This window comes from Pseudogemmobacter faecipullorum (assembly GCF_020539525.1).
In the GTDB taxonomy this organism is placed as follows: domain Bacteria; phylum Pseudomonadota; class Alphaproteobacteria; order Rhodobacterales; family Rhodobacteraceae; genus Pseudogemmobacter; species Pseudogemmobacter faecipullorum.
Genome location: NZ_JACDXX010000012.1, coordinates 96,820 through 121,391 on the forward strand (window position 1 = coordinate 96,820; position 24,572 = coordinate 121,391).

Consider the following 24,572-nt stretch of genomic DNA (forward strand, 5'->3'; position numbering starts at 1 on the left):
GGGGCCTTTTTCGTTTCGCGGTAAGGCCTCTGCTCAGACAAAAATCTCGCGCCGCTGCTGCTCACCGACTTTAAAGACCCGCTTATAGCGTTCGATCTCCTGGGTCGGGCCCATGGCTTTATTGGGATTATCTGAGAGTTTGACCGTCGGTCTGCCATCGGCTGAGACCGCCTTGCAGACCAAGCTGAAGGGCGCCAGCGCCTCATTCGGGACAAGGCCGCGGAAATCATTGGTCAGATTGGTGCCCCAGCCGAAGGACACTTTCACCCGGCCCTGGAATTGCTGGTGCAGGGTCTCAATGGTGCTGACATCCAGCCCGTCCGAGAAAATCACCAGCTTCTCGCGCGGATCCTCGCCGCGCTCCTGCCACCAGCGAATGGCGGTCTCGGCCCCCTCGGCCGGATCGCCGCTGTCGATGCGGATCCCGGTCCAGCCCGCCAGCCAGTCCGGCGCATGCTGCAGGAAACCGGCAGTACCATAGGTATCGGGCAGCATGATGCGCAGATTGCCGTCATGTTCATCATGCCAGTCAGCCAGCACCTGATAGGGGGCCTGGGCCAGCTCGGCATCATCCCCGGCCAGCGCGGCATAGACCATGGGCAGCTCATGCGCATTGGTGCCGATCGCCTCAATATCGCGTTTCATCGCGATCAGACAGTTTGAGGTGCCGGTGAATGCCTCACCCAGCCCCTCCTGCAGGGCCTGAACGCACCAGTCCTGCCACAGATAGCTGTGGCGGCGTCGGGTGCCAAAATCCGCCATTTTAAGGCCCGGCAGCTCGCGCAGCTTTTCGATCTTCTCCCAGAGCCGGGCCTGGGCGCGGGCATAGAGCACCTGCAGCTCGAACTTGCGCATATCTTTCAGAACCGCGCGCGAGCGCAGCTCCATGATCACCGCCAGCGCCGGAATTTCCCAGAGCATGACCTCGGGCCATTTGCCCTCAAAGGTCAGCTCATACTGGCCGTCGCGCTTTTCCAGCTGATAGGCAGGCAGGCGCAGCCCCTCGAACCATTCCATGAAATCGGGGCGGAACATCTGGCGCTTGCCGTAGAATGTATTGCCGCGCAGCCAGGTGCTTTCGCCGCGTTTCAGCGACAGCGAGCGCACATGATCAAGCTGTTCGCGCAGCTCGCCCTCATCGATCAGATCAGCAAGGCGCACATTCCTGCTGCGATTGATCAGCGAGAAGGTGACATTGGTGTCACGGCGATTGCGAAACACCGACTGGCACATCAGAAGCTTATAAAAATCGGTATCGATCAGCGAACGGACGATCGGATCGATCTTCCAGTTGTGATTGTGAACGCGGGTGGCGATATCGACCATTATGGCCTCCTGAGGGCGCGGGCAGGGCTGTTAAATCAATTGCTTGTCCTGCTGTCCAGCCGGATAGACAGGCACATCCTGCTGCCCGGCGCGCAGTGTTCTGACAAAGACCCCGGTTCAGGGCTGAGGGATCAGCCTGACCCCGGCCTTTGTCATGGCGGCACAGGCCGCATCCAGCGAGCCCTGCTGATCAATCGCCCGCGACAGATCGAGCCGCACCTCTGCCGCAAATCCAAGCCGCACCGCATCAAGCGCCGACCAGGCCACGCAGAAATCGGTGGCAAGCCCGGCAAGGGTCAGCTTCTCAATGCCCCGCGCGCGCAGCCAGGCCTCAAGCCCGGTCCCGGTCACCCGGTCATTCTCATAAAAGGCCGAATAGCTGTCGATCGGACGGCGAAAGCCCTTGCGCAGGATCAGCTGCGCCGGCTGCAGATCAAGCCCGGGGTGAAACTCCGCCCCCCGGCTGCCGGCAATGCAGTGATCGGGCCAGAGCGTCTGCAGCCCATAACCGGCTTCGCTCTGAGAGAAAGGCGCGGCCCCGGGGTGAGAGGAGGCAAAAGAGCTGTGGCCGGGGGGATGCCAGTCCTGGCTCAGCACCACACAGGAAAACTCCGCCATCAAAGCATTGATCCCGGCGATAATCTCATCGCCCCCCTGCACCGCCAGCGCACCGCCGGGGCAGAAATCATTTTGCAGATCAATGACGACCAATGCCTCATTCTCGCCACGCATAAAGCTCTCCTCTGCGGCTTTCCCCCTTGGACGACAGCGGGCCCCTCAGGTCAAGCAAAGCTTGATTTCAGCGCAAAACGGGTCCAAATCGCGGCTATGATCATCGTCTGCGCCCTTTATCACTTCACCCGCTTCCCCGATCCTGCTGCGCTGCGCGAGCCGCTGGCAGCGCTTTGCCTTGCCGAAGGCGTCAGAGGCTCGCTTTTGCTGGCGGGCGAAGGCGTCAATGGCACCATCGCCGGCAGCCGTTCCGGGATTGATGCGGTGCTCGCGCATCTGAAATCCCTGCCCGGCTGCGCCGGTCTCGATAGCAAAGAAAGCTATGCACAGACCATGCCTTTCGGGCGGATGAAGGTGAAGCTGAAGCGCGAGATCGTCACCATGGGGATCGAGGGCGTCGATCCCAAAGCCAGCGTCGGCCATTATGTGCAGCCGCAGGACTGGAATGCGCTGATCTCGGCCCCCGATGTGGCGGTGATTGACACCCGCAATGATTACGAGGTCGCGATCGGCACCTTTGAGGGCGCGGTCGATCCCGAAACCCGCAGCTTCCGCGACTTTCCGGCCTGGTGGGAAGAAAACAAAGAGCGCTTCCACAATAAACGCATCGCCATGTTCTGCACCGGCGGCATCCGTTGTGAGAAATCGACCAATTACCTGATCAGCCAGGGGGTGGAGGATGTGTTCCACCTCAAGGGTGGCATTCTGAAATATCTCGAGGAAGTGCCCGCCGGGCAATCGCTGTGGAAGGGCGAATGCTATGTCTTCGACGGCCGGGTCTCGGTGGGGCACGGGCTGGTACCGGGCGATTACCACAGCTGCGGTGCCTGCCGCCGCCCGATCCCGGCCGAAGACCGCCAGAGCCCGCACTATGAGCCTGGCGTTTGCTGCCCGGCCTGTCTTGAGGAATATTCAGCCGAGGACCGCGCCCGCTTCCGCGAACGCGAAAAGCAGATGCGCCTCGCCGAAGCGCGGGGCGAGCGCCATCTCGGCGGCAATCCGGTTCCGGAATGACAAAGGGGGCCCTGCGGCCCCCTTCCCTTTCGCGCCCTCAGCCCGCGAGAATATCGCGCACCATCGGGATCACCTGCTCGCCATAAAGGCGGATGCTGTCGCAGAGCTGATCATGGCCCATCGCGCCGGTGGCATATTTCAGATCAAAGCGGTCAATCCCCAGATCTTTCACCGTCGCGGCGATCCTGCGCGCCACGGTCCCGGGGCTGCCGACATAGAGCGAGCCGGTTTTCACCTCTGACAGGAAGCTGTCTTTCGTCACCGGCGACCAGCCGCGCTCACGCCCCAGCCGGGTGGTAAAGGCCTGATAGGCGGGCCAGAACTGCTCCATCGCCTGTTCATCGCTCGCCGCCACATGGCCCGGCGAATGCACCCCCACCGGGCGGCGCGGCCTGCCCAGCTGATCGGTGGCGCGGTTATAGAGATCGACATAGGGCAGGAAGCGGCGCGGATCACCCCCGATGATCGCCAGCATCAGCTGCAGATCCTGGCGCACCACCCTGACCACCGATTCCGGGCTGCCGCCCACCCCCACCCAGGTGACCATGCCCTCCGGCCCCAGCGGCGGATAGACCCGCTGATCCTTCAGCCCGGTCCGGGTCGAGCCACTCCAGGAAACCTGTTCCTCTTTCACCAGCCTGGCGAAGAGGTCGAGCTTTTCCTCGAACAGCACATCATAATCCCCGGTATCATAGCCAAAAAGCGGATAGCTTTCGGTGAACGAGCCGCGGCCAAGGATCGGCTCGGCGCGCCCGCCTGAGATCGCATTCAGGGTGGAAAAGCGCTGAAACACCCGCACCGGATCATCGGTCGAAAGCACGGTGACCGCAGTGCCAAGCCTGATCCGTTGCGTCTGTCCGGCGATGGCGGCCAGCACCACTTCGGGGGCGGAAATCGCGAAATCGTCGCGGTGATGTTCGCCAAGGCCGATAAAATCAATGCCAGCCTCTTCGGCCAGCACGCCCTGGGCCACGACATTGCGCAAAACCTGATCCTGCGGCAGCGGCCTGCCGTCAGCGCCGTTCTGCACATCGCCGAATGTATCAAGGCCAAGCTCGGTTCTCTGTGCCATGGCACCCTCCATTCTCACTGTAGCCGTCAAAATAGGCGCGGCGGCGCAAAGGAGAATTCCGCATTCGGGCAGAGGGTTGAGGCCCCCTGCGCACAGTGACGCAGGGGGCCAAGCGCTCAGCGCCGGGCTTCCATCACTGTCTTGATCACCAGCACCACCAGCGCGATCAGCGTCAGCGTTGTGGCGGCGGCAAAAGCGCCGCTGACATTCAGATCCTGGAACAGCAGATCAATCTGCAAAGGCAGGGTATTGGTCTGGCCACGGATTTTCCCCGCCACCACCGAGACACCGCCAAACTCACCCACTGCCCGCGCACCGCAGAGCACAGCGCCATAGAGCAAAGCCCAGCGGATATTGGGCAAGGTCACCCGGCGGAAAATCTGCCAGCCGCTCGCGCCCAGCGTCAGCGCCGCCTGCTCCTGCTCCGAGCCCTGGGCCTGCATCAGCGGCAGCACTTCACGCACCACGAAAGGCGCGGTGACAAACATGGTGACCATCACAATGCCCGGCAAAGCGAACAGGATCTGGATATCATGGGCGAGCAGGTAAGGGCCAAGCAGCCCGTTGCGGCCATAGAGCAGCAGATAACAGATCCCGGCAATGATCGGCGAGATCGAGAAGGGGATCTCGATAAAGGTCAGCAGCGCCTTGCGGCCGGGGAAGTCAAACCGGGCAATCGCCCAGGCGGCGGCAATGCCGAAACCGATATTCACCGGCAGAACGATCACTGTCACCAGCACCGTCAGCCATATCGCATGCAATGTATTCGGCTCGAGAATATTCGAGAAGAAGGCCGCCGATCCGGCGAGGAAAGCGCGATAGAAGATAAAAGCCAGCGGCACGACGACCAGAAGCAGCGTCAGCACCACGGCGAGGCCAATCAGCAGGCGCGGGATCAGCGCGCTTTCCTTTGGCGCAAGGGCGGCGGGTGGCGGGGCGGCATGGCTCATCCGGTTTTCCCCTTATAGCGCATGGCCCGAGCCTGCAGCAGGTTCGAGACCACCAGCAGCACCAGAGCGATCAGCAGCAAGACCAGCGCGATCACGGCCGCGCCATTGTAATCATATTCCTCGAGCCGGATCACCGCCAGCAGCGAGGCGATCTCGGTCTGCATCGGCAGATTGCCGGCGATGAAGACCACCGCGCCAAATTCGCCAAGGCTGCGCGCAAAGCTCAGCGTCACCCCCACCATGAAGGCGGGCAGGATGGCCGGAAAGATCACCCGGCGGAAAATGGTAAACCGGCTGGCCCCAAGGGTGCGCGCCGCCTGTTCATATTGCGGATCCAGATCCTCAAGCACCGGCTGCACGGCACGGATCACGAAGGGGATCGAGGTAAAGCTCATGGCGATGGCCACGCCCCAGATGGTGAAGACCACCTTCAGGCCGAGGGGTTCGAGCAGCGCGCCATACCAGCCATTGGCGGCAAACAGCGCCGAAAGCGCAAGCCCTGCCACGGCGGTGGGCAGAGCAAAGGGGATATCGACCAGCGCATCGAGGATGCGCTTGCCCGGGAAGTCATAGCGCACCAGCACCCAGGCCATCAGCAGGCCATAAAGCGCATTGAACACCGTGGCCATAAAGGCCGCCAGCAGGGTCAGCTGCAGCGCCGCCAGGGTACGCGGCGCGGTGGCAATGGCCCAGAACCGCGCCGGACCGATCTCGGCGCCTTTCAGCACCAAAGCGATGACCGGCAAAAGGATAATGACGCCGAGATAACTCAGCGTCACACCCATGGTCAGGGCAAAGCCAGGAAGAACCCGCTTCGGCTTTACAGCCGGAGCGGGAGCAGTGTTCGGGTTCATTGGTTCACGAAGACCTGATCAAGGATGCCGCCTTCGGCAAAATGTTCTTCTTTGATCTTCGCCCAGCCGCCGAAAGTTTCCTCGACATTGACCAGTTTCACTTCGGGGAAGCTGGCGGCGAATTCGGCTTTCACCGCCTCATCATGCACGCGGTTGAATTTCCCGGCGAGGATACGCTGGCCTTCGGGGGAATAGAGGAAGTCGAGATAGGCTTTCGACAGCGCTTCCGTGCCGTTCTTTTTCGCATTCTCGGTCACGATAGCGACCGGGAATTCGGCATAAAGCGACAGCGAGGGCGTGACGCGGACAAAGTTCTTATCGGCATATTGCGCCGCAATGCCGCCGGTCTCGGCCTCAAAGGTGATCAGCACATCGCCGATTTCTTTCTCGGCAAAGGTCACGGTGGCGGCGCGGCCGCCCTGGTCAAAGACCGGCACATTGCCAAAGAGCGCTTTAACGAATTCCTGGGCCTTGGCCTGATCGCCTGCATTCTTCTCCAGCGCATAGGCATAGGCCGCCAGATAGGTATAGCGCGCATTGCCGCTGGTTTTCGGATTGGGGAAGACGACCTTCACATCTTCACGCACCAGATCATCCCAGTCTTTGATATTCTTGGGATTATCGGCGCGCACCAGGAAGGCCGGCAGCGAATAGAAGGGCGAGGCCTCATTGGCGAAAGCCTCACGCCAGTTGGCATCGACCATGCCGCCCTCGGCCAGCACGTCGATATCAGTCACCTGGTTAAAGGTCACCACATCGGCGGGCAGACCCTCCAGAATGGCGCGGGCCTGCGAGGAAGAGCCGCCATGCGACTGATCAACGGTCACATCGCGGCCGGTCTCGGCCTTCCATTTCGCGGCAAAGGCCGGGTTAATCTCGGCGAAAAGCTCACGCGAGATATCATAGGACACGTTCAGCAGCTTATCCTGCGCAAAGGCCGGCAACGCGAGAACGAGGGAAAGTGCAGTAGCGACAAGACGGAATTTCACGGGAGTGACTCCTTAATTTGGCTATATGGTCTTCAGGCGGCGCGGCTGGTGAGGCGCGCGGCACCCGGGAAAATCTGCCCCGTTTCGGGGCGCAGCCGGACCTTCGTCCCAGCAGCAAGGCCAGGAGCACCCGCGCGACGCGGCAGCTCGGCCTCGATGATACAATTGCCCGGCCCCTCCAGCCGCAGCCGGTGCAGAGCGCCGGTCGAGAGGCTTTCGGTGACAATGAATGCCCCTTCGGGATCCGCGACAGGCGCAATATCTGAAGGGCGCAGGAACAGGGTGGCCGGCCCGTCCGGCAGATCGCGCAGTGCGAGCGCCGAGGCATCAATCCCCGGTGCCACCGCCCGGCCCGCCTGCAGCGTGACCCGGATCTCGACCGTCAGCCCGAGGAAGCTGGCGGTGAAGGGGGTGGCGGGATTGTCGTAAATCTCTTCCGGGCGGCCGATCTGTTCGATCTGCCCTGCCCCCATCACCACCACCCGGTCGGCCAGCTCGAAAGCCTCTTCCTGGTCATGGGTGACGAAAATCGTGGTGGTGCCGGTGGCCTCATGCACCTCGCGCAGCCAGCGGCGCAGATCGCGGCGCACCTGGGCATCGAGCGCACCGAAAGGCTCGTCAAGCAGCAGCACTTCAGGATCGATGGCAAGCGCGCGGCCAAGCGCGACGCGCTGGCGCTGACCGCCCGAAAGCTCGGACGGATAGCGGTCAGCCAGCTGCGGGATCTGCAGGAACTGCAAGAGCTCCTCCACTTTCGTGCGGATCTGCGCGGCAGAGGGGCGCTGTTCACGCGGCAGCACGGTCAGTCCAAAGGCGATATTGTCACGCACTTTCATATGCGGGAACAAAGCATAATGCTGGAACACAAATCCGGTGCGGCGCTGTTCAGCACGTTTGCTCAGCCAGTCCTCGCCGGCAACACGCAGCTGACCCGAGTCGGGCCAGTCAAGGCCCGAGATGATGCGCAGCAGAGTGGTCTTACCCGAGCCGGAGGGCCCGAGCAGAGCCACCAGCTCACCCTTGCCGACCGTCAGGTCGACACCACGCAGAACCTCGGTCTGGCCGAAGCGGCGGGTCATCTGGGTGATGGAAATACTCATCTGTGCGGATCCCTGTCTCTCTGACGGAAGCTACCCGCGACCACCCCCTCCTCACAAGGAAAGGGATCGGGCGATTTTTGCCCCTGTTAGAGAATAATATTCTACACCAACCCCCCGATTTCCCGTGGTCCTGCCGCCGCCCGGCAAGACAGCATGCACCAGAGGGGCAAGGCCCGAATGTAGGCGTTGCACCAGCGCGGCTCCGCCGTTACCCTGCACGTCACCCTCTTGTTGCGAGGGCTTATCCCGGCCTTTTCCGGAGCAGACTGCCGGACAGTGTCAGTTCATGTTCAACGGTACAGGGCTAAAATTTGCTCAAAAGACGTCGCAGAACCCTTCTCACGTTCTTCTTTACCCTGGCGATCGGGGCAGTGGTCACAAACCTTGTGGGCCGGATCGAATCTTCCAGACATCAGGCGGCGTTTGAGCGGACCCTTGCCGAATTCGGCGGCAGCGCTACCGAGCAGATCACCCGCGACATCACCATCCTGCGTGCCACAAGGGCTTGGGTCGAGACGGCTTTTCAGTCGGGCCATACCACTGGCTTCAGCACCCTCACCCGTGATGTCTTTGCCAATTACGTGCATAAACTGGGCCTGCAGCCTTCGGATGCCGGATTGCAGGGGCTGGGCTTCGTGCCGATCATCCGCCCGGAGAATGCCGCCGAAATCGACGCAAGGCTTGCGCGCGACTACGGCGGTAAGCGCCGGGTCTGGCCCGACAGTTCCGCAGCCCTGCGCACCACCATCATGCTGCTTGAGCCCGCCAATGCGCGCAATCAGGCCGCTATCGGCTATGATATGTACAGCGAGCCCTCGCGGCGCATGGCAATGGATGCCGCCCTCAGCTCGGGCGAGCCTGCCGCCTCGGCCCCGGTGGTGCTGATCCAGGATATGAATGACGGTCGCCAGGCCGGGATGCTGATTTTTCTTTCTGTCAGCTCGCATCCCGGGCCCGGCAGCCCGCCCGACGCCCTCGTCTACGCGCCTTTGCGCGCCGGGGATCTGTTTGAAAATGTGTCAGCCGCCTACCATAACCGGCTGAAAATCCGCGTCACCGATGTCTCCTCGCCCGGACTGGCGCTCTATACCAGCCCTGATTTCTCAGAGCATTCAGGCATTCTGCGCGGCAGCATCATCATTGAGGTGGCAAATCGCAAATGGCGTATCGAGGCCCATGATCCGGGCGGCGAGGATATGTTCGGCATCCGTCCCTTCACCCTGCTGACCGCGGCGATGATGCTGCTGCTGGCGCTGCTCGCAGCCCTGGCCGCCCAGGCCACCGGCGCGGCAATGGCGCGGGCGCGCGAGCTGAACCGGCTGCAGCAGACCGCGCTGCGCGAGAAAGATCTGCATCTGCGTGAGATGTCGCACCGGCTGAAAAACTCGCTGACTAGGGTCGCGGCCATGGCGCGGCAGGCGGCGCGGGGCGCCGAAAGCAAAGAGGATTTCGTGCTTTCGATGAACCGGCGGCTGCAGGCCATGGCGGGGGCCCAGGATATGCTGACCCGGTCCGAAAATGGCCGCGCCGATCTGCGCTCGCTGATCGAGGCCGAGCTGGCGCAGATCGCCAGCAACGACGGCCATGCCAGCGAGGCCGAACGCCATATTGAGGGACCAACAGTGCTGCTTGACGCCCGTGAAACCCAGGCTTTGGGGCTGACGCTGCATGAACTGGCCACCAATACGCTGAAATATGGCGCCGGCAGCCTGCCCGGTGGCAGGCTGAGCATCCACTGGCAGGTCAGCCGCGAGGGAAGCTGCCGCAGGCTGGAGCTGATATGGCACGAAGAGGGCCTCTGTGATCAGCCGACCAGCACCCCCGATGCCAGCAGCGTCGGCCGGCAGAAAAAGGGCTTTGGCACGCAGCTGATTGAGGCCTGTATCCGCATTGAGCTGGGCGGGGAGATCCGGCGCAGCTTCAGCCCGGGCCAGATGCGGGTCGAGATCAGCATCCCGCTGAACAGCTGAGTTCTCCCGGAAGCGAAGCCCCCGCACCACGCCCGGGAGTGACCGCAGCAAAAAGGGCAGAAGGGTTTATCCCCCTTCTGCCCTTTTAAAGTCTGACGCCCTTCAGAAGGTGACCACGGCGCGGATCGATTTGCCCTCATGCATCAGATCGAAACCATGGTTGATCTCTTCGAGCTTCAGGTGATGGGTGATCATCGGATCGATCTCGATCTTGCCATCCATGTACCAGTCGACGAATTTCGGCACATCGCGGCGGCCTTTGGCGCCGCCGAAAGCGGTGCCTTTCCACTGCCGGCCGGTGACCAGCTGGAACGGACGGGTCGAGATCTCCGCCCCCGCCGGAGCCACGCCGATGATCACCGAGACACCCCAGCCACGATGCGAGCATTCCAGCGCATCGCGCATCACTTTGACATTGCCGGTCGCATCAAACGAATAATCGACCCCGCCGATATGATCATTGCCGCGTTTGGTCAGATTGACGATTTCCTGCACCACCGAGCCCCCGATCTTCGAGGGATTGACGAAATGCGTCATGCCGAATTTCTTCGCCATCACCGCCTTATCGTCATTCAGATCGACGCCGATGATCATATCGGCCCCGGCCATGCGCAGGCCCTGGATCACGTTCAGCCCGATGCCGCCCAGACCAAAGACCGCCGCCGTCGAGCCGATCTCGACCCCGGCGGTATTGATCACCGCGCCGATGCCGGTGGTGACGCCGCAGCCGATATAGCAGATCTTATCGAAAGGCGCGTCATCGCGGACCTTGGCCAGCGCGATCTCGGGCATGACGGTGTGATTGGCGAAGGTCGAGCAGCCCATATAATGATAGATCGGCGTGCCATCGAGCATCGAGAAGCGGGTGGTGCCATCGGGCATCAGGCCCTGGCCCTGGGTATTGCGGATCGCGGTGCACAGATTGGTCTTGCCCGAGAGGCAGGAATAGCATTCGCGGCATTCCGGGGTATAGAGCGGGATGACGTGATCGCCCGGCTTCAGCGTGGTCACCCCCTCGCCGACCTCGATCACCACCCCTGCGCCCTCATGGCCCAGAATACAGGGGAAAATCCCCTCCGGATCGGCACCCGAGCGGGTGAATTCATCGGTATGGCAAAGGCCGGTGGCTTTGATCTCAATCAGAACCTCGCCCTTTTTCGGGCCTTCGAGGTTCACTTCCATAATTTCAAGCGGTTTACCGGCAGCAACGGCCACGGCGGCACGGGTGCGCATAGAGGATCTCCTGATAAGCTCCCGGTTTTTCTGATTGAGGCCGGACCCAAAAGCAATCCGCTTTACCTCTGCCCGGAGTACAGCCCCGTGTAAAGCCGAGCCTCCTGGCATCCTGGTGGTGACAGCCCGGTGCACATGCCATTTCACCCCAGCTCCCCCATGACAGGGCCCGCAGCCGGGCGATTGCCGGAACTGCGGTAATTTTTTCGCAGCATGGAACCAGACCAGCGGGGCCTGGCGTTATCTGCAGTGTCTTATTTCCGGAGGTTTTCTATGACCCTTAAATCCATCGCCCTGATCGCTGCCCTGCCGCTGGCTCTTGCAGCCTGTGTCGAGACCGAGACCACAACGGTTGTTCCCGATATGAGCAATCACCCGTCAAAATGTGGCGCGGATCAGCTTTATGGCCTGATCGGTCAGCCGGTCAGCACCCTGCCCGCCCGCCCCTCCTCCGAGCCGATGCGGATCCTGACGCCGAATGGCATTGCCTCGGCCGATTACTCGCCCAGCCGCCTGAATGTGAAAGTGGACGGGCGCAACCGGATCACCGAACTGACCTGCGGCTGAGAAGCGCCGGATCCGGCAGCGGGGCGGTTCAGCCGGCCCGCACCGCCCCGCTCAGAATGACCAGTGCGCCTGCCAGCGCCAGCCCCGCGCCGATCAGATCACTGGCGCGGGGGATCTCGCCTTCGGCCAGCCAGAGCCAGCCAAGCGAGGCGCAGATATAGACCCCGCCATAGGCCGCGAAAGAGCGCCCGGCCTGATCGGGCGGTGTCAGTGCCAGCGCCGAGGCAAAAGCCGCCAGTGCCAGCACCCCTGGGACCAGCCAGAGCGCCGAAGCCCCCTGTTTCCACCAGGCCCAGAAGGCGAAGCAGCCCAGGATCTCGGCCAGGGCCGCAAAGAGATAAAGCCCCGCCGTCACGCGCCGGAACTGTCGCGCCAGCGGTTGGCGATCGGGTAGCGACGATCCAGCCAGAAGGCCTTCTGGGTCAGCCTTGTGCCCGGGGCCGACTGGAAGCGCTTATATTCGCTGATCGCCACCAGATGCGCGATCCTCTGCACCGTCTCGCGCTCAAAGCCCTTTGCCATCAGATCGGCGACCGAGAGATCCTGCTCGATCAGCCCCTCCAGGATCTGATCGAGCTCCTCATAGGGCGGCAGGCTGTCCTCATCTTTCTGATCGGGCCGCAGCTCGGCCGAAGGCGGTTTGGTGATCACCCGTTCGGGGATCACCATGCCTGCCGGGCCTTTCATCCAGGGCCGGTGGTTCGCATTGCGCCAGCGCGCGGTTTTGAACACCCGGGTTTTATACATATCCTTGATCGGATTATAGCCGCCGTTCATATCGCCATAGATGGTGCAATAGCCGACCGCGACCTCGGATTTATTACCGGTGGTCAGCAGCATGGCGCCGAATTTATTCGACACTGCCATCAGCATCACCCCGCGCAGGCGGGACTGGATATTCTCTTCGGTCAGATCGGGCGAGGTCCCGGCGAAGAGATCCGACAGGGCCTCTCCGACCGCGCTCTGAGCGCCGCTGATCGAAATGCTGTCAAGCCGGCAGCCCAGCGCCTGTGCCACGCCTGCGGCATCCTCCAGCGAATGCTGGCTGGTATAGGCCGAGGGCAGCATGATGCAATGCACATTCTCCGGCCCCAGCGCATCGGCAGCCATTGCCGCCACAATCGCCGAGTCGATGCCGCCCGACAGGCCGAGCAATGCTTTTTTAAACCCGGATTTGCGCATGTAATCACCCAGAGCCAGCACGCAGGCCCGGTAATCAGCCTCATAGACCGGCGGGATTTCGGCGATGGTGCCGCGCTCTGCCTGCCAGCCCTCTGGCCCGCGGGTGAAGCTGACCATTTCGGTCACCTCATCGAACTGCGGCAGCTGCACGGCCAGTTTGCCGCCCCGGTTCAGCACCATAGAGGAGCCGTCGAACACCTGATCATCCTGGCCGCCGACCATATTGAGATAGACCAGCGGCAGGCCGGTCTCGATCACCCGCGCCACCATGATATTGAGCCGCAGATCGGGCTTGCCACGGTGATAGGGCGAGCCATTCGGCACGATCAGGATCTCGGCCCCGGTCTCTTGCAGCGTCTCGGCGACATCGGGGTGCCAGCTGTCCTCGCAGATCGGCGAGCCGATCCGGACACCCTTCACCACATAGGGCCCGGTCACATCGGCCGAGGCAAACAGGCGCTTTTCATCGAAAACCGCATCATTCGGCAGGTGATGTTTCAGCACCCTGGTCTGCACCTGGCCGCCCTCAAGGATATAATAGCCGTTATACAGCGCGCCATCCTGCCAGACCGGACCACCGATCCCCAGGGCCGGCCCCTCGGCGCAGTCGCGCGCCAGCGCCCCGATCGCCGCAATAGCCTCATCGCGAAAGGCGGGTTTCAGCACCAGGTCCTGGGTCTGATAGCCGGTGATGAACATTTCGGTCAGCACAACGAAATCGGCGCCCCTGTCGCGGCCCTCGGCATGGAAGGCACGGGCCTTTGCCGCATTGCCGGCGATATCGCCGGTCACGGGATTGGCCTGGACCATCAACAGCTGGAATCTCTCGCGCATCACCTGTCCTCATCTGCCTGTCCCCGCTTTTGCCATGATCAGCCCTGGCAGGAAAGAGCAGGCAGGGCCTCACGCAGCTCTGAGGTGCGGCGTCTGGACAGCAACCCCGCGCAGCGCATAGGCTTTCGCCACAATCCAATCCGGAGACCTCCCGCAATGCGCATTTTCCCGGCACATATTCTCGCCGTCACACTTGCCGTTCCGCTGGCGCTGTCCGGCCCCTTCGCCTTGCCGGGCCTTGCCCAGGCCGAAGGCGAGATCATTACCAAGCAATATGACAACGGCTCTGTTTATGAAGGCACCTTCAGAAACGGCCGTCAGCATGGCCAGGGAAGCTACCGACTGCCCAACGGATATGAATATTCCGGTGACTGGGTGGATGGAGAGATCCGGGGCCAGGGCAAAGCGCGCTATCCGAACGGCTCAGTCTATGAAGGGGCTTTCGACAAAGGCCAGCCCGAGGGCAAAGGCAGGATCACTTTCGCCGATGGCGGCACCTATGAGGGGATCTGGCTCCAGGGCAAGATGACCGGCGAGGGTGTCGCCACCTATCCCAATGATGCGACCTATACCGGGGCATTTCTGAACGGCCAGCGCCACGGCAAGGGCGTTTTGCAAAATAAGGGCGGCTACCGCTACGAGGGGGACTGGGTTCAGGGCGTCAAGGAAGGCAGCGGCAAAATCGCCTATGCCGATGGCTCGCTCTATGAGGGGGCGATGAAGGCCGATCAGCGCGCGGGCCAGGGCCAGCTGACCATGCCCGACGGGCTGATCTATACCGGGGAATGGTCTGAGGGCCAGATCAACGGCACCGGCAAAATGACCCAGCCCAATGGCGATGTCTATGAGGGCAGCTTTGCCAATGGCAAGCGTGAGGGCAAGGGCAAGACCACCCATGCCTCGGGCGATGTCTATGAGGGCGATTTCAAAGCCGATAAGCGCCAGGGACAGGGCATGTTCACCACCCAGGACGGGTTCAAATATGAGGGCTCCTGGGTTGAGGGCCGGATGGAGGGGACGGGTTCCGTCACCTATCCGGATGGTTCGGTCTATGTCGGGGCGATGAAAGGCGATCAGCCGAACGGCCAGGGCGCGATCACCTATCCCGATGGCTCGACCTATCAGGGCAACTGGCTGAACGGGGTGATCAATGGCCAGGGCAAGGCAAGCTATGCCAATGGCCAGGTCTATGAGGGCAGCTTTGCGCGCGCGAAGCCCGAGGGCCAGGGCGTGATGACCCGGCCGGATGGCTACCGCTATGAGGGCGAGTGGAAAGCCGGGCTGCGCGAGGGCAAAGGCAGTGTCACCTATGCCAATGGCACCAGCTATAACGGCGATTTCAAAGCCGACAGACGCGAAGGCAAAGGCGAGCTGACCACGCCCGAGGGCTACCGCTATTCCGGCGACTGGAAGGACAACCAGAGTGAGGGCGAGGGCATCGCCAGCTATCCTTCGGGCGATGTCTATGAGGGCAGCTTCCAGGACGACAAACGCCATGGCCCGGGCAAAATGACCTATAAGACCGGCGAACTGGCCGAGGGCACCTGGCAGGAAGGCATCCTCACCCAGCCCTGACAGGGGCCAGGGGCGCTGAAAACAGCCACGCGGGGCCGGAAAGGTCCCGCGTTTTGCTTTTCAGGCCAGGCCCTGCCCCCCGGGGCAAGGCAGAGGCCGGCTCTGCAGCACCCAAGGGCGCGCGCGGCATCGCGCCCCAGACCCGACCCGGGCGCAGATCCTGTAAGAATCAGAGCCTGTTCTGACCTTTCTTCCCGCCCTGCCCTGCCCCGCAAGCGGCCCCCTCATGCCTGCCCGCCTCTGCCCGGGGGATAAAAAATCGAGCCCGCGCCTGCATTTGGGACAAAAACAGCTTTTCTTAGCCCGCGGGCTTCGCTAACCCTTGCAGCATGACCAGGGGTTCGAACATCACTTCGGCAGCGCGCACGGGCTTTTGCCCGTCCCTTCCCTTTGGCCTTCTTCTTCTCAGCCTCCTCTGAGCGTGCCCCCGGGCGCGACCGCTCAGAGTGACCAGCGCCCGGCCCCCGCTACCAGGAACAGCCCCTGAAATCAGGAAAACCTGGAACAGCTGAGATCCAAAAGATACGAAGGAACATTCCTATGGCACAGAACGACAGCCAGGATCGCGTATTCATTTTTGACACCACCCTGCGCGATGGTGAGCAGTCGCCCGGCGCGACCATGACCCATAATGAGAAGCTGGAGATTGCCAGCCTGCTCGATGAAATGGGCGTGGATGTGATCGAAGCCGGTTTCCCCATCGCCTCGGAAGGCGATTTCAACGCGGTTTCCGAGATTTCGAAACGCTCGGTCAATTCAACGATCTGCGGCCTGGCGCGTGCCAATTTCAAAGATATCGACCGCGCCTGGGAGGCGGTGAAACACGCGAAATCGCCGCGCATTCATACCTTTATCGGCACCTCGCCTCTGCACCGCGCCATTCCGAACCTGACCATGGATGAGATGGCCGAGCGCATTCACCAGACCGTGACCCATGCGCGCAATTTGTGCGACAATGTGCAATGGTCGCCGATGGATGCCACCCGCACCGAACATGATTACCTCTGCCGCGTGGTCGAGATCGCCATTAAGGCCGGGGCCACCACGATCAATATCCCCGATACCGTCGGCTATACCTATCCGATGGAATCGGCGAAAATCATCAGGATGCTGCTGGAGCGGGTTCCGGGCGCCGATGAGATTATCTTTGCCACCCATTGCCATAATGACCTCGGCATGGCGACGGCGAACAGCCTCGCTGCGGTTGAGGCCGGGGCGCGCCAGATTGAATGCACGATCAATGGCCTCGGCGAGCGCGCCGGTAATACCGCGCTGGAAGAAGTGGTGATGGCCCTGCGCGTGCGCAATGACATCCTGCCCTTCCGCACCGGCATCGACACCACCAAAATTATGCATCTGTCGCGCCGGGTCTCGACCGTTTCCGGCTTTGTCGTGCAGCCGAACAAGGCCATCGTCGGCAAGAACGCCTTCCTGCACGAATCCGGCATCCATCAGGATGGCGTGCTGAAGAATGTTGAGACCTTTGAGATCATGCGCCCCGAGGATATCGGCCTGACCGCCAAGAATATCGTCATGGGCAAGCATTCGGGCCGCGCCGCTCTGCGCTCGAAACTGAAAGAGCTGGGCTTTGATCTGGCCGATAATCAGCTGAACGACGTTTTCGTGCGGTTCAAGGCGCTCGCCGACCGCAAGAAAGAGGTCTATGACGAGGATCTGGTCGCCCTGGTTGCCGATGAGCAGACCAATGACGCCTATGACACCCTGGTGCTGAAAAAGCTGCGGGTGATCTCGGGCACCGACGGCCCCCAGGAAGCCGATATGATCCTGACGATTGACGGAGTCGATCACCATATCGACGCCACCGGCGATGGCCCGGTTGATGCGGCGTTCAACTGTGTCAAACAGCTCTGGCCGCACCAGGCCCGGCTGCAGGTCTATCAGGTCCATGCTGTCACCCAGGGCACCGATGCCCAGGCGACAGTTTCGGTCCGTCTGGAAGAAGAGGGCCGCATCGTCACCGGCACTTCGGCCGATACCGATACTATCGTCGCCAGTGTCAAAGCCTATATCAACGGGCTGAACCGCCTTGTGGTGCGCCGCACCAAATCGGCGCCCGGCGATGATCTGAAGTCAGTCTCCTATACCGACGCCCCCTGAGGCGGTGCGATTTAAACGGGCGGGCGCTAGAAGCCCGCCCGTTTTTCGTGCCTGCTATTAGGCCACCCTTCCGTGCGAAAGTTGCACACAGACAAAAGAACCGCGGGCGGCCCCGGGTTTTAGGCTTCACAATGTGTGAAATCTGCAGCAATCAACATGCACGCAGATTTGTTCCGATCCTGGCCAGCCGGGGTTTCACAAAAACTCTGCCCTCTTTATATGAAGACGCCCGCAGGATTTTTCGGCTGAGTCGCGGGTCGGGCTTGATTCCCTCTCATCTCTGAGAGCGGGGGCTGACAACAAAGGCCGGAAAGCAAAGGACGCTGCCCGCATGTCGTTTATCCCCGGCATCTTTTCATCGGATATGGCCATCGACCTCGGCACCGCGAATACGCTGGTTTATATCCGGGGCAAGGGGATCGTGCTGAACGAGCCTTCGGTGGTCGCCTATCACATCAAGGATGGCAAAAAGCAGGTGCTCGCCGTTGGCGAGGATGCCAAGCTGATGCTGGGCCGGACCCCGGGCTCGATTGAGGCCATCCGCCCGATGCGCGACGGTGTGATCGCCGATTTTGAGGCCGCCGAGGAAATGATCAAACATTTCATCCGCAAGGTGCAGAAACGCTCGGCCTTCAGCCGCGTCAAAATCATCGTCTGCGTGCCGCATGGCGCCACTCCGGTGGAAAAGCGCGCCATCCGTCAGTCGGTGATCTCGGCCGGTGCAAAACGGGCGGGCCTGCTCTCCGAGCCGATTGCCGCCGCCATTGGCGCCGGCATGCCGATCACCGAGCCGACCGGCTCGATGGTGGTCGATATCGGTGGCGGCACCACCGAAGTTGCGGTCCTGTCGCTGGGCGATATCGTCTATGCCCGCTCGGTCCGCGTCGGCGGTGACCGTATGGATGAGGCCATCGTCTCTTATCTGCGTCGCCATCAGAATCTGCTGATCGGTGAATCCACCGCAGAACGTATCAAAACCTCGATCGGCACCGCGCGCATGCCCGATGATGGCCGTGGCGCTGTCATGACCATCCGGGGCCGCGACCTGCTCAACGGCGTGCCGAAAGAGACCGAAATCAGCCAGGCCCAGGTGGCCGAGGCGCTGGCAGAGCCGGTGCAGCAGATCTGCGATGCGGTGATGCAGGCGCTCGAGGCGACCCCGCCCGATCTGGCGGCCGATATTGTCGACCGCGGCGTCATGCTGACCGGCGGCGGCGCGCTGCTTGGCGATCTCGACCTGTCGTTGCGCGAACAGACCGGCCTGCCGATCTCGGTGGCCAATGAATCGCTGAATTGTGTTGCTCTCGGCACCGGCAAAGCGCTGGAATATGAAAAGCAACTGCGCCATGTGATCGATTACGACAGCTGAGCCGCCGCAGCGCGCGCTTTACCGATCACTCAGACCCGAGGCGATTTTGAGCAGAACCCGCAGCGGACCAGAGGAATATTCCCGCCCGATCAGACGTTTGCTGATCGGGCTTCTCACCGTTCTGCTGCTGGCTCTGTTCGTACTCTGGCGCATCGACAGCCCGCGCGTCGAGCGTTTCCGCGCCGCGCTGATCGATGCGGTGGTGCCCAATCTGGAATGGGCCCTGGTGCCGGTCACCCGCAGCATGGGGATGATTGAGAATTTCCGCTCCTATACCCGGATCTATGAGCAAAACCAGGAGCTGAAGCGCGAGCTGCAGCAGATGAAGGCCTGGAAAGAAGCGGCTCTGCAGCTGGAGCAGAAAAATGCCCGGCTGCTCGATCTGAACCAGGTGCGGCTTGATCCGAAACTGACCCATGTCACCGGCGTGGTGCTGGCCGACAGCGGCAGCCCCTTCCGGCAATCGGTGCTGTTGAATGTCGGCGCGCGCGACGGGATCCGCGACGGCTGGGCGACGATGGACGGCATCGGCCTTGTCGGGCGGATCTCGGGCCTTGGCCACCGCACCAGCCGGGTGATCCTTGTCACCGACAGCTCATCGCGCATTCCGGTCACCATCCAGCCCTCGGGGCAGAATGCTCTGCTCTCGGGCGATAATTCCTCGCTGCCGCTGCTCGATTTCATCGAATCCACCGAAGAGGTCCGCCCCGGCGACCGGGTTATCACCTCGGGCGATGGCGGGGTCTTCCCGGCCGGGCTGCTGGTGGGCCAGGTCGCCATGGGCTCAGACCGGCGCCTGCGCGTGGTGCTGGCCGCCGATTCCCGCCGCCTTGAGTTTCTGCGCGTGCTGCGCAGCCATGAGCTGGAGCCGATCCTTGATCCCGGCGGGCTGATAGCCCCGCCCCTGCCCTCGGTCCCGGTGGCCAGCGTCGATGCCGAGGCCGAGGCCGCCAGCCAGCCGGTGCGCGGCAATGGCGAGGTATCCGAGGCCGGCTCGGGCGCGAATGAAAGCGGCGATGCCCCGGCCGAGGGCACGGGAGACGGGGGATGAGCGCCTGGCTGCGCGCCGATCCCTGGGGCTACCGGCTGCTGTATCTGAGCATCGCTTTCCTGCTTCTGTTCATCCGGCTGCTGCCGCTCGGCGCCGAGCCGGGCACCTTCCCAGGCCCCGATATCCTGCTCTGCCTCACCCTTGCCTGGATGATGCGCCGGCCGGATTTTCTGCCGGTCGGGCTGATCCTTGCGGTGGTGCTGACCGAGGATCTGCTGCTGATGCGCCCGCCCGGGCTCTGGACCGCGCTGGTGGTGCTGTCCAGCGAATTTCTGCGCGCCCGCATTGCCCTGACGCGCGAGCTCAGCTTTGCCGTGGAATGGCTGCTGGCCTCGGGCCTGATGATCGCAATGTTGCTGGCCTGGCGGCTTGCCTTTACGCTGGCACTGATGGATGTGCCGCCCTTCGGCTTTTCGGTGGTCCAGGTATTGTGGTCAATTCTGGCTTACCCGGTGATTGTCCTGTTGTCGCGGCTGGCTTTTGATCTGAAAAAGCCCGCGACCGGCGAAGTCGATCATCAGGGACGCAAATTGTGATGCGGAGGGTTGCAAGATGAGACGCACCCAGAAAGACACCGAGGAAAGCAGCCGCAGCATCACCCGGCGCGGCCTTTTGCTGACCGGAGCCATGGGGGCAATGGTCGCCGCCCTCGGCATCCGCATGCGCTATCTGCAGATCGACCAGGCCGAGGAATTCCGCCTGCTTGCCGAGGAAAACCGCGTCAACGTCCGGCTGATCCCGCCCACCCGCGGCCTGATCCAGGACCGCAATGGTAAGCTGATCGCCGGAAATGAGCAGAATTACCGGGTGGTGATCACCCGCGAGGATGCGGGCGATGTCGCCCTGGTGCTGAACCGCCTCTCGGGCCTGATCCCGATGACCGCCGAAGAGCTGCAGTCCACGCTTGATGAATCTATGCGCAACTCGCCCTTCGTGCCGGTGATCGTCAAGGACCGCCTCTCCTGGCAGGATTTCTCAAAAGTCGGCATCAATGCCCCGGCCCTGCCCGGCGTGGTGCCCGAGGTCGGCCTGTCACGGATCTATCCCTTGGGCTATGATTTCGCCCATATCGTCGGCTATGTCGGCGCGGTGTCGAAAAAAGACCTGGAAGAACAGGTCAATCCTGATCCGGTGCTGCGCCTGCCGAAATTCCAGATCGGCAAAATCGGCTCGGAACGCTGGATGGAGGAAACCCTGCGCGGCCATGCCGGCACCCGGCGTATTGAGGTCAATTCGGTTGGCCGGGTGATGCGTGAGCTTGAGCGCAAAGAGGGCACGCCCGGCAGCGATATCCGCCTGACCATGGATGCCGATCTGCAGAACTTCGCCCAGGCGCGGCTTGGCGAGGAATCCGCCGCCGTGGTGGTGATGGATGTCACCAATGGTGATCTGCTCTGCTGCGCTTCGGCGCCTTCCTTCAACCCCAATCTTTTCGTGCGCGGCATCTCGCATACCGATTATGCGATGCTGACCGGCAATGATCACCGGCCCCTGGCCAATAAGGCGGTGTCCGGCGCCTATCCCCCCGGCTCGACCTTTAAAATGGTCACCGCCCTCGCCGCGCTCGAGGCCGGGGTGATTGATATGGGCTATACGGTGCATTGCCCGGGCTATCTGGAATTTGGCGGGCGCCGCTTCCACTGCCATTCGCGTGGCGGGCATGGCCGGGTCGGGCTGACGAAAAGCCTCGAGAAAAGCTGCGACGTTTTCTATTATGACATCGCCCAGAAGGTCGGCATTGATAAGATGGCCGAGATGGGCCGCCGCCTCGGCCTTGGCATCCGCCATGATCTCGAAATGTCGGCCATCACCGAGGGGATCATGCCGGACCGGGCCTGGAAACAGGCGCGCCATGCTCAGGACTGGCGCATCGGCGATACGATCAACGCCTCGATCGGCCAGGGCTATGTTCTGGCCTCACCGCTGCAGCTGGCGGTGATGACAGCGCGCATTGCCTCGGGCAAGGCGGTCCGGCCGCGCCTGGTGCGGATGATTGATGGCAAGGAGCTGCCGGTGCCCGAAGCCGAGCCGCTGGGGCTGGAGCCGCGCCACCTGCAGGGGATGCGCCAGGGCATGTGGGATGTGGTCAATGCGCCGGGCGGCACCGCCCGCTCGAACCGGATCGTCGATCCGACCATGGTTCTGGCCGGAAAAACCGGCACCAGCCAGGTGCGCAATATCACCGCCGCCGAGCGCGCCTCGGGCGTGATCTCGAACAGCCAGCTGCCCTGGAACCGGCGCGACCACGCGCTTTACGTCGGCTATGCGCCCTATGACAATCCGCGCTATGCGATCTCGGTGGTGGTGGAGCATGGCAGCGGCGGCTCGACCACAGCGGCGCCGATTGCCCGCGATGTAATTCTCGCCGCCCTGGGCGGCGGGCGCCCGCCGCTTGCCGCCTATCCGCAGGATCAGCGCGGCCGGATTTCGACCATGCTCGAAGAGCTGCCGCTGCGCGATCCCGAAACCGGCATGCTCAGCGACAGCGACCGGGTCTGAGGAGCAGGCATGGCATTCTTTGAAAACCGCCTGAAACAGGTTCCGACCGGGTTTCGCAAAATTCTCTATCTGAACTGGCCGGTGGTGGTGCTGATCAGCGCTGTGGCCTCGGTCGGCATTCTGATGCTCTGGTCGGTGGCCGGGGGTGATTTTGATCTCTGGGCCAAGCGTCAGGCCCAGGTCTTTGTTGCCGGGCTGATCCTGATGTTCTTGGTTGCCATGGTGCCGGTCTGGTTCTGGCGCTCGATGGCGGGGGTGGCCTATATCGCCTCCTTCATCCTGCTGATCATCGTCGATCTCTACGGCGTGGTCGGCATGGGGGCGCAGCGCTGGATCGATTTAGGCCCATTGCGGCTGCAACCCTCTGAGATGATGAAATTCAGCCTGGTGCTGATGCTGGCCGCCTATTACGACTGGCTCGATATCCGCAAGGTCTCGCGCCCGCTCTGGGTGCTGATCCCGGTCTTCCTGACCGCCGCCCCCACCGTTCTGGTGCTGATGCAGCCCAATCTCGGCACTTCGCTGATGCTGCTGATGGCGGGCGGAGCGATGATGTTCGCAGCCGGCGTCAGCTACTGGTATTTTGCCGTGGTCATCGGCGGCGTGGTCGGGGTGATCGCCGCAATTTTCCAGAGCCGGGGCACCGAATGGCAGCTTTTGCATGATTATCAGTTCCGCCGCATCGACACTTTCCTTGACCCCTCGGCCGATCCCCTGGGCGCGGGCTATAATATCATCCAGGCCAAGATCGCGCTTGGCTCGGGCGGCTGGTCGGGCAAGGGTTTCATGCAGGGTACGCAGAGCCGGCTGAACTATCTGCCCGAGAAACAGACCGATTTTATCTTCTCGACCCTGGCCGAGGAATTCGGCTTTGTCGGGGCTTTCTCGCTGCTGATCCTCTATGCGCTGGTGATCGGTTTCTGCATGGTCTCGGCGCTGCAGAATAAGGACCGCTTCTCCTCGCTGCTGATCATCGGCGTGGTCTCGAATTTCTTCTTCTATATCGCCGTCAATCTCTCGATGGTGATGGGCATGGCCCCCGTGGTCGGCGTGCCTTTGCCGCTGATGTCTTACGGCGGTTCGGCCATGCTGGTGATCCTGATCGGCTTTGGTCTGATGCAAAGCGCGCATGTGCATCGCCCGCGCTGAAGGCGTTTTGCGATCGCGCTTGACCTCGCCCGCCCGGCTCGCGCAACCTCTGCGCTATGACACTGATTTATTTCGCCTCGCCCGAATGGGCCGCCTATGAGCCGCATCTGCCCGCCGCTTTGAAAGCCGCCGGAATTGATGCCGAAATCCAGACCACAGCCGAACGGCCCGAGGATGTTGATTACATCCTTTACGCCCCGAACGGGCCTTTGCAGGATTTCGCCCCCTTCAGCCGGGCAAAAGCGGTCTTCTCGCTCTGGGCCGGGGTCGAGAAGATTATCGGCAATCAGAGCCTGACCCAGCCTCTGTGCCGCATGGTTGATCCGGGCCTGTCGGAAAGCATGGTCGAATATGTGACCGCCCATGCTTTGCGCGCCCATCTGGGCCTCGACGCCCATATCACCCGCAGCGAGCCCGGCTGGGACCACCGGCCGCCGCCGCTGGCGCGCGAGCGTGTGGTGGCGATGCTTGGCCTCGGCGAGCTGGGTCTGGCCTGTGCGCGCCAGCTGCAATCGCTGAATTTCCGGGTGAAAGGCTGGAGCCGCAGCCCGAAACAGATCGCCGGGCTGGAAAGCTATCACGGCGACGCAGGCCTCGGCCTGACACTGGAAGGGGCGGATATCATCGTCACTTTGCTGCCGAAAACCCCGGGGACCGAGAATATCCTCAATGCCACCAGCCTCGCCCGGGCAAAGCGCGGCGCGGCGGTGATCAACCCCGGTCGCGGGCCGCTGATTGACGACGAGGCTTTGCTCGCCGCGCTCGACAGCGGCCAGATCGGCCATGCGACGCTGGATGTGTTCCGGGTTGAGCCGCTGCCCGCCGACCACCCCTACTGGGCCCATCCGAATGTGACCGTCACCCCGCATATCGCCGCCGATACCAGACCGGCGAGCGCTTCGCTGGTGCTGGCGGAAAACCTGCGCCGGGCCGAAGCGGGCGAGCCTCTGCTCAATCTCGTCGACCGCCTGCGCGGCTATTAAAAGAC

General features: G+C 62.4%; 21 protein-coding genes. 11 read left to right on the forward strand and 10 right to left on the reverse strand.

Features of this window, described 5'->3' with window-relative positions:
* Window positions 1-33: 33 nt before the first annotated feature.
* Window positions 34-1,326: a nicotinate phosphoribosyltransferase gene (gene pncB / locus H0485_RS13720; protein ID WP_226936474.1), complete on the reverse strand. Its 1,293-nt coding sequence runs from the start codon at window positions 1,324-1,326 to the stop codon at window positions 34-36.
* Window positions 1,327-1,443: 117 nt separating this feature from the next.
* Entirely contained in the window at window positions 1,444-2,058 is a 615-nt protein-coding gene (pncA, locus tag H0485_RS13725) for a bifunctional nicotinamidase/pyrazinamidase (protein WP_226936476.1), read from the reverse strand.
* A 96-nt stretch (window positions 2,059-2,154) separates the two neighbouring features.
* On the opposite strand from pncA, the gene trhO reads away from it, so the two are divergent.
* Window positions 2,155-3,072 carry an oxygen-dependent tRNA uridine(34) hydroxylase TrhO gene (trhO, locus tag H0485_RS13730; RefSeq protein WP_226936478.1) on the forward strand — a complete coding sequence of 306 codons (918 nt, stop codon included), beginning with the start codon at window positions 2,155-2,157 and terminating at the stop codon, window positions 3,070-3,072.
* A gap of 37 nt (window positions 3,073-3,109) precedes the next feature.
* Here the strand turns inward: trhO and H0485_RS13735 are convergent, their stop codons facing one another.
* The 5 genes from H0485_RS13735 to H0485_RS13755 all read right to left on the reverse strand — a co-directional run bounded on the left by H0485_RS13735 (window position 3,110) and on the right by H0485_RS13755 (window position 8,037).
* On the reverse strand, window positions 3,110-4,144 hold the full coding sequence (locus H0485_RS13735) for an LLM class flavin-dependent oxidoreductase (protein WP_226936480.1): 1,035 nt from the start codon (window positions 4,142-4,144) through the stop codon (window positions 3,110-3,112).
* 116 nt (window positions 4,145-4,260) lie between these two features.
* Entirely contained in the window at window positions 4,261-5,094 is an 834-nt protein-coding gene (gene cysW, locus H0485_RS13740) for a sulfate ABC transporter permease subunit CysW (RefSeq protein ID WP_226936482.1), read from the reverse strand.
* Window positions 5,091-5,948: a sulfate ABC transporter permease subunit CysT gene (gene cysT, locus H0485_RS13745; protein ID WP_226936484.1), complete on the reverse strand. Its 858-nt coding sequence runs from the start codon at window positions 5,946-5,948 to the stop codon at window positions 5,091-5,093. The genes cysW and cysT overlap by 4 nt, the downstream gene beginning before the upstream one ends.
* The gene (locus tag H0485_RS13750; RefSeq protein ID WP_226936485.1) at window positions 5,945-6,937 is read right to left on the reverse strand and encodes a sulfate ABC transporter substrate-binding protein; all 993 of its coding nucleotides are present in this window, start codon (window positions 6,935-6,937) and stop codon (window positions 5,945-5,947) included. Before H0485_RS13750 ends, cysT begins: the two co-directional genes overlap by 4 nt.
* Before the next feature lie 32 nt (window positions 6,938-6,969).
* Complete coding sequence (locus H0485_RS13755; RefSeq protein WP_226936487.1) at window positions 6,970-8,037, reverse strand: sulfate/molybdate ABC transporter ATP-binding protein; 1,068 nt, start codon at window positions 8,035-8,037, stop codon at window positions 6,970-6,972.
* A 311-nt stretch (window positions 8,038-8,348) separates the two neighbouring features.
* On the opposite strand from H0485_RS13755, the gene H0485_RS13760 reads away from it, so the two are divergent.
* The gene (locus H0485_RS13760; RefSeq protein WP_226936490.1) at window positions 8,349-10,007 is read left to right on the forward strand and encodes a CHASE domain-containing protein; all 1,659 of its coding nucleotides are present in this window, start codon (window positions 8,349-8,351) and stop codon (window positions 10,005-10,007) included.
* A 102-nt stretch (window positions 10,008-10,109) separates the two neighbouring features.
* Here the strand turns inward: H0485_RS13760 and H0485_RS13765 are convergent, their stop codons facing one another.
* Entirely contained in the window at window positions 10,110-11,240 is a 1,131-nt protein-coding gene (locus H0485_RS13765; RefSeq protein WP_226934110.1) for an S-(hydroxymethyl)glutathione dehydrogenase/class III alcohol dehydrogenase, read from the reverse strand.
* 273 nt (window positions 11,241-11,513) lie between these two features.
* Between H0485_RS13765 and H0485_RS13770 the strand changes: the two genes are divergently transcribed.
* Window positions 11,514-11,807, forward strand: coding sequence for an I78 family peptidase inhibitor (locus H0485_RS13770; protein WP_226936491.1), 294 nt, complete (start codon window positions 11,514-11,516; stop codon window positions 11,805-11,807).
* A gap of 28 nt (window positions 11,808-11,835) precedes the next feature.
* On the opposite strand, the gene H0485_RS13775 is transcribed toward H0485_RS13770, so the two are convergent.
* Both H0485_RS13775 and H0485_RS13780 read right to left on the reverse strand, forming a co-directional pair.
* Window positions 11,836-12,162, reverse strand: coding sequence for a YnfA family protein (locus H0485_RS13775; RefSeq protein ID WP_226936493.1), 327 nt, complete (start codon window positions 12,160-12,162; stop codon window positions 11,836-11,838).
* Entirely contained in the window at window positions 12,159-13,823 is a 1,665-nt protein-coding gene (locus H0485_RS13780) for an NAD+ synthase (protein ID WP_226936495.1), read from the reverse strand. The genes H0485_RS13775 and H0485_RS13780 overlap by 4 nt, the downstream gene beginning before the upstream one ends.
* 156 nt (window positions 13,824-13,979) lie before the next feature.
* Here H0485_RS13780 and H0485_RS13785 point away from each other — a divergent pair, with 156 nt between their 5' ends.
* The 8 genes from H0485_RS13785 (at window position 13,980) to H0485_RS13820 (ending at window position 24,567) form a co-directional block, all read left to right on the forward strand.
* Window positions 13,980-15,398, forward strand: a complete 1,419-nt coding sequence (locus tag H0485_RS13785) for an MORN repeat-containing protein (RefSeq protein ID WP_226936497.1) — start codon at window positions 13,980-13,982, stop codon at window positions 15,396-15,398.
* Between the two features lie 540 nt (window positions 15,399-15,938).
* Complete coding sequence (locus tag H0485_RS13790; protein WP_226936499.1) at window positions 15,939-17,516, forward strand: 2-isopropylmalate synthase; 1,578 nt, start codon at window positions 15,939-15,941, stop codon at window positions 17,514-17,516.
* A 331-nt stretch (window positions 17,517-17,847) separates the two neighbouring features.
* On the forward strand, window positions 17,848-18,885 hold the full coding sequence (locus H0485_RS13795) for a rod shape-determining protein (RefSeq protein ID WP_226936501.1): 1,038 nt from the start codon (window positions 17,848-17,850) through the stop codon (window positions 18,883-18,885).
* 46 nt (window positions 18,886-18,931) lie between these two features.
* Window positions 18,932-19,936 carry a rod shape-determining protein MreC gene (gene mreC, locus H0485_RS13800; RefSeq protein ID WP_226936503.1) on the forward strand — a complete coding sequence of 335 codons (1,005 nt, stop codon included), beginning with the start codon at window positions 18,932-18,934 and terminating at the stop codon, window positions 19,934-19,936.
* Window positions 19,933-20,472: a rod shape-determining protein MreD gene (locus H0485_RS13805; RefSeq protein WP_226936505.1), complete on the forward strand. Its 540-nt coding sequence runs from the start codon at window positions 19,933-19,935 to the stop codon at window positions 20,470-20,472. The genes mreC and H0485_RS13805 overlap by 4 nt, the downstream gene beginning before the upstream one ends.
* Window positions 20,473-20,488: 16 nt before the next feature.
* On the forward strand, window positions 20,489-22,435 hold the full coding sequence (gene mrdA, locus H0485_RS13810; protein WP_226936507.1) for a penicillin-binding protein 2: 1,947 nt from the start codon (window positions 20,489-20,491) through the stop codon (window positions 22,433-22,435).
* Window positions 22,436-22,444: 9 nt separating this feature from the next.
* Window positions 22,445-23,584: a rod shape-determining protein RodA gene (rodA, locus tag H0485_RS13815; RefSeq protein ID WP_226936509.1), complete on the forward strand. Its 1,140-nt coding sequence runs from the start codon at window positions 22,445-22,447 to the stop codon at window positions 23,582-23,584.
* A gap of 56 nt (window positions 23,585-23,640) precedes the next feature.
* Window positions 23,641-24,567, forward strand: coding sequence for a 2-hydroxyacid dehydrogenase (locus H0485_RS13820; protein WP_226936510.1), 927 nt, complete (start codon window positions 23,641-23,643; stop codon window positions 24,565-24,567).
* Window positions 24,568-24,572 lie beyond the last annotated feature (5 nt).

Excerpts from the sequence above, each read along its gene's own strand:
- pncA (WP_226936476.1), bottom strand. The coding sequence starts at position 2,058 with ATGCGTGGCGAGAATGAGGCATTGGTCGTCATTGATCTGCAAAATGAT.
- H0485_RS13755 (WP_226936487.1), bottom strand. The coding sequence starts at position 8,037 with ATGAGTATTTCCATCACCCAGATGACCCGCCGCTTCGGCCAGACCGAG.
- mrdA (WP_226936507.1), top strand. The coding sequence starts at position 20,489 with ATGAGACGCACCCAGAAAGACACCGAGGAAAGCAGCCGCAGCATCACC.
- trhO (WP_226936478.1), top strand. The coding sequence starts at position 2,155 with ATGATCATCGTCTGCGCCCTTTATCACTTCACCCGCTTCCCCGATCCT.
- pncB (WP_226936474.1), bottom strand. The coding sequence starts at position 1,326 with ATGGTCGATATCGCCACCCGCGTTCACAATCACAACTGGAAGATCGAT.
- H0485_RS13805 (WP_226936505.1), top strand. The coding sequence starts at position 19,933 with ATGAGCGCCTGGCTGCGCGCCGATCCCTGGGGCTACCGGCTGCTGTAT.
- H0485_RS13770 (WP_226936491.1), top strand. The coding sequence starts at position 11,514 with ATGACCCTTAAATCCATCGCCCTGATCGCTGCCCTGCCGCTGGCTCTT.
- H0485_RS13820 (WP_226936510.1), top strand. The coding sequence starts at position 23,641 with ATGACACTGATTTATTTCGCCTCGCCCGAATGGGCCGCCTATGAGCCG.
- H0485_RS13790 (WP_226936499.1), top strand. The coding sequence starts at position 15,939 with ATGGCACAGAACGACAGCCAGGATCGCGTATTCATTTTTGACACCACC.
- H0485_RS13765 (WP_226934110.1), bottom strand. The coding sequence starts at position 11,240 with ATGCGCACCCGTGCCGCCGTGGCCGTTGCTGCCGGTAAACCGCTTGAA.
- H0485_RS13785 (WP_226936497.1), top strand. The coding sequence starts at position 13,980 with ATGCGCATTTTCCCGGCACATATTCTCGCCGTCACACTTGCCGTTCCG.
- H0485_RS13780 (WP_226936495.1), bottom strand. The coding sequence starts at position 13,823 with ATGCGCGAGAGATTCCAGCTGTTGATGGTCCAGGCCAATCCCGTGACC.
- rodA (WP_226936509.1), top strand. The coding sequence starts at position 22,445 with ATGGCATTCTTTGAAAACCGCCTGAAACAGGTTCCGACCGGGTTTCGC.
- H0485_RS13795 (WP_226936501.1), top strand. The coding sequence starts at position 17,848 with ATGTCGTTTATCCCCGGCATCTTTTCATCGGATATGGCCATCGACCTC.
- H0485_RS13735 (WP_226936480.1), bottom strand. The coding sequence starts at position 4,144 with ATGGCACAGAGAACCGAGCTTGGCCTTGATACATTCGGCGATGTGCAG.
- cysT (WP_226936484.1), bottom strand. The coding sequence starts at position 5,948 with ATGAACCCGAACACTGCTCCCGCTCCGGCTGTAAAGCCGAAGCGGGTT.
- cysW (WP_226936482.1), bottom strand. The coding sequence starts at position 5,094 with ATGAGCCATGCCGCCCCGCCACCCGCCGCCCTTGCGCCAAAGGAAAGC.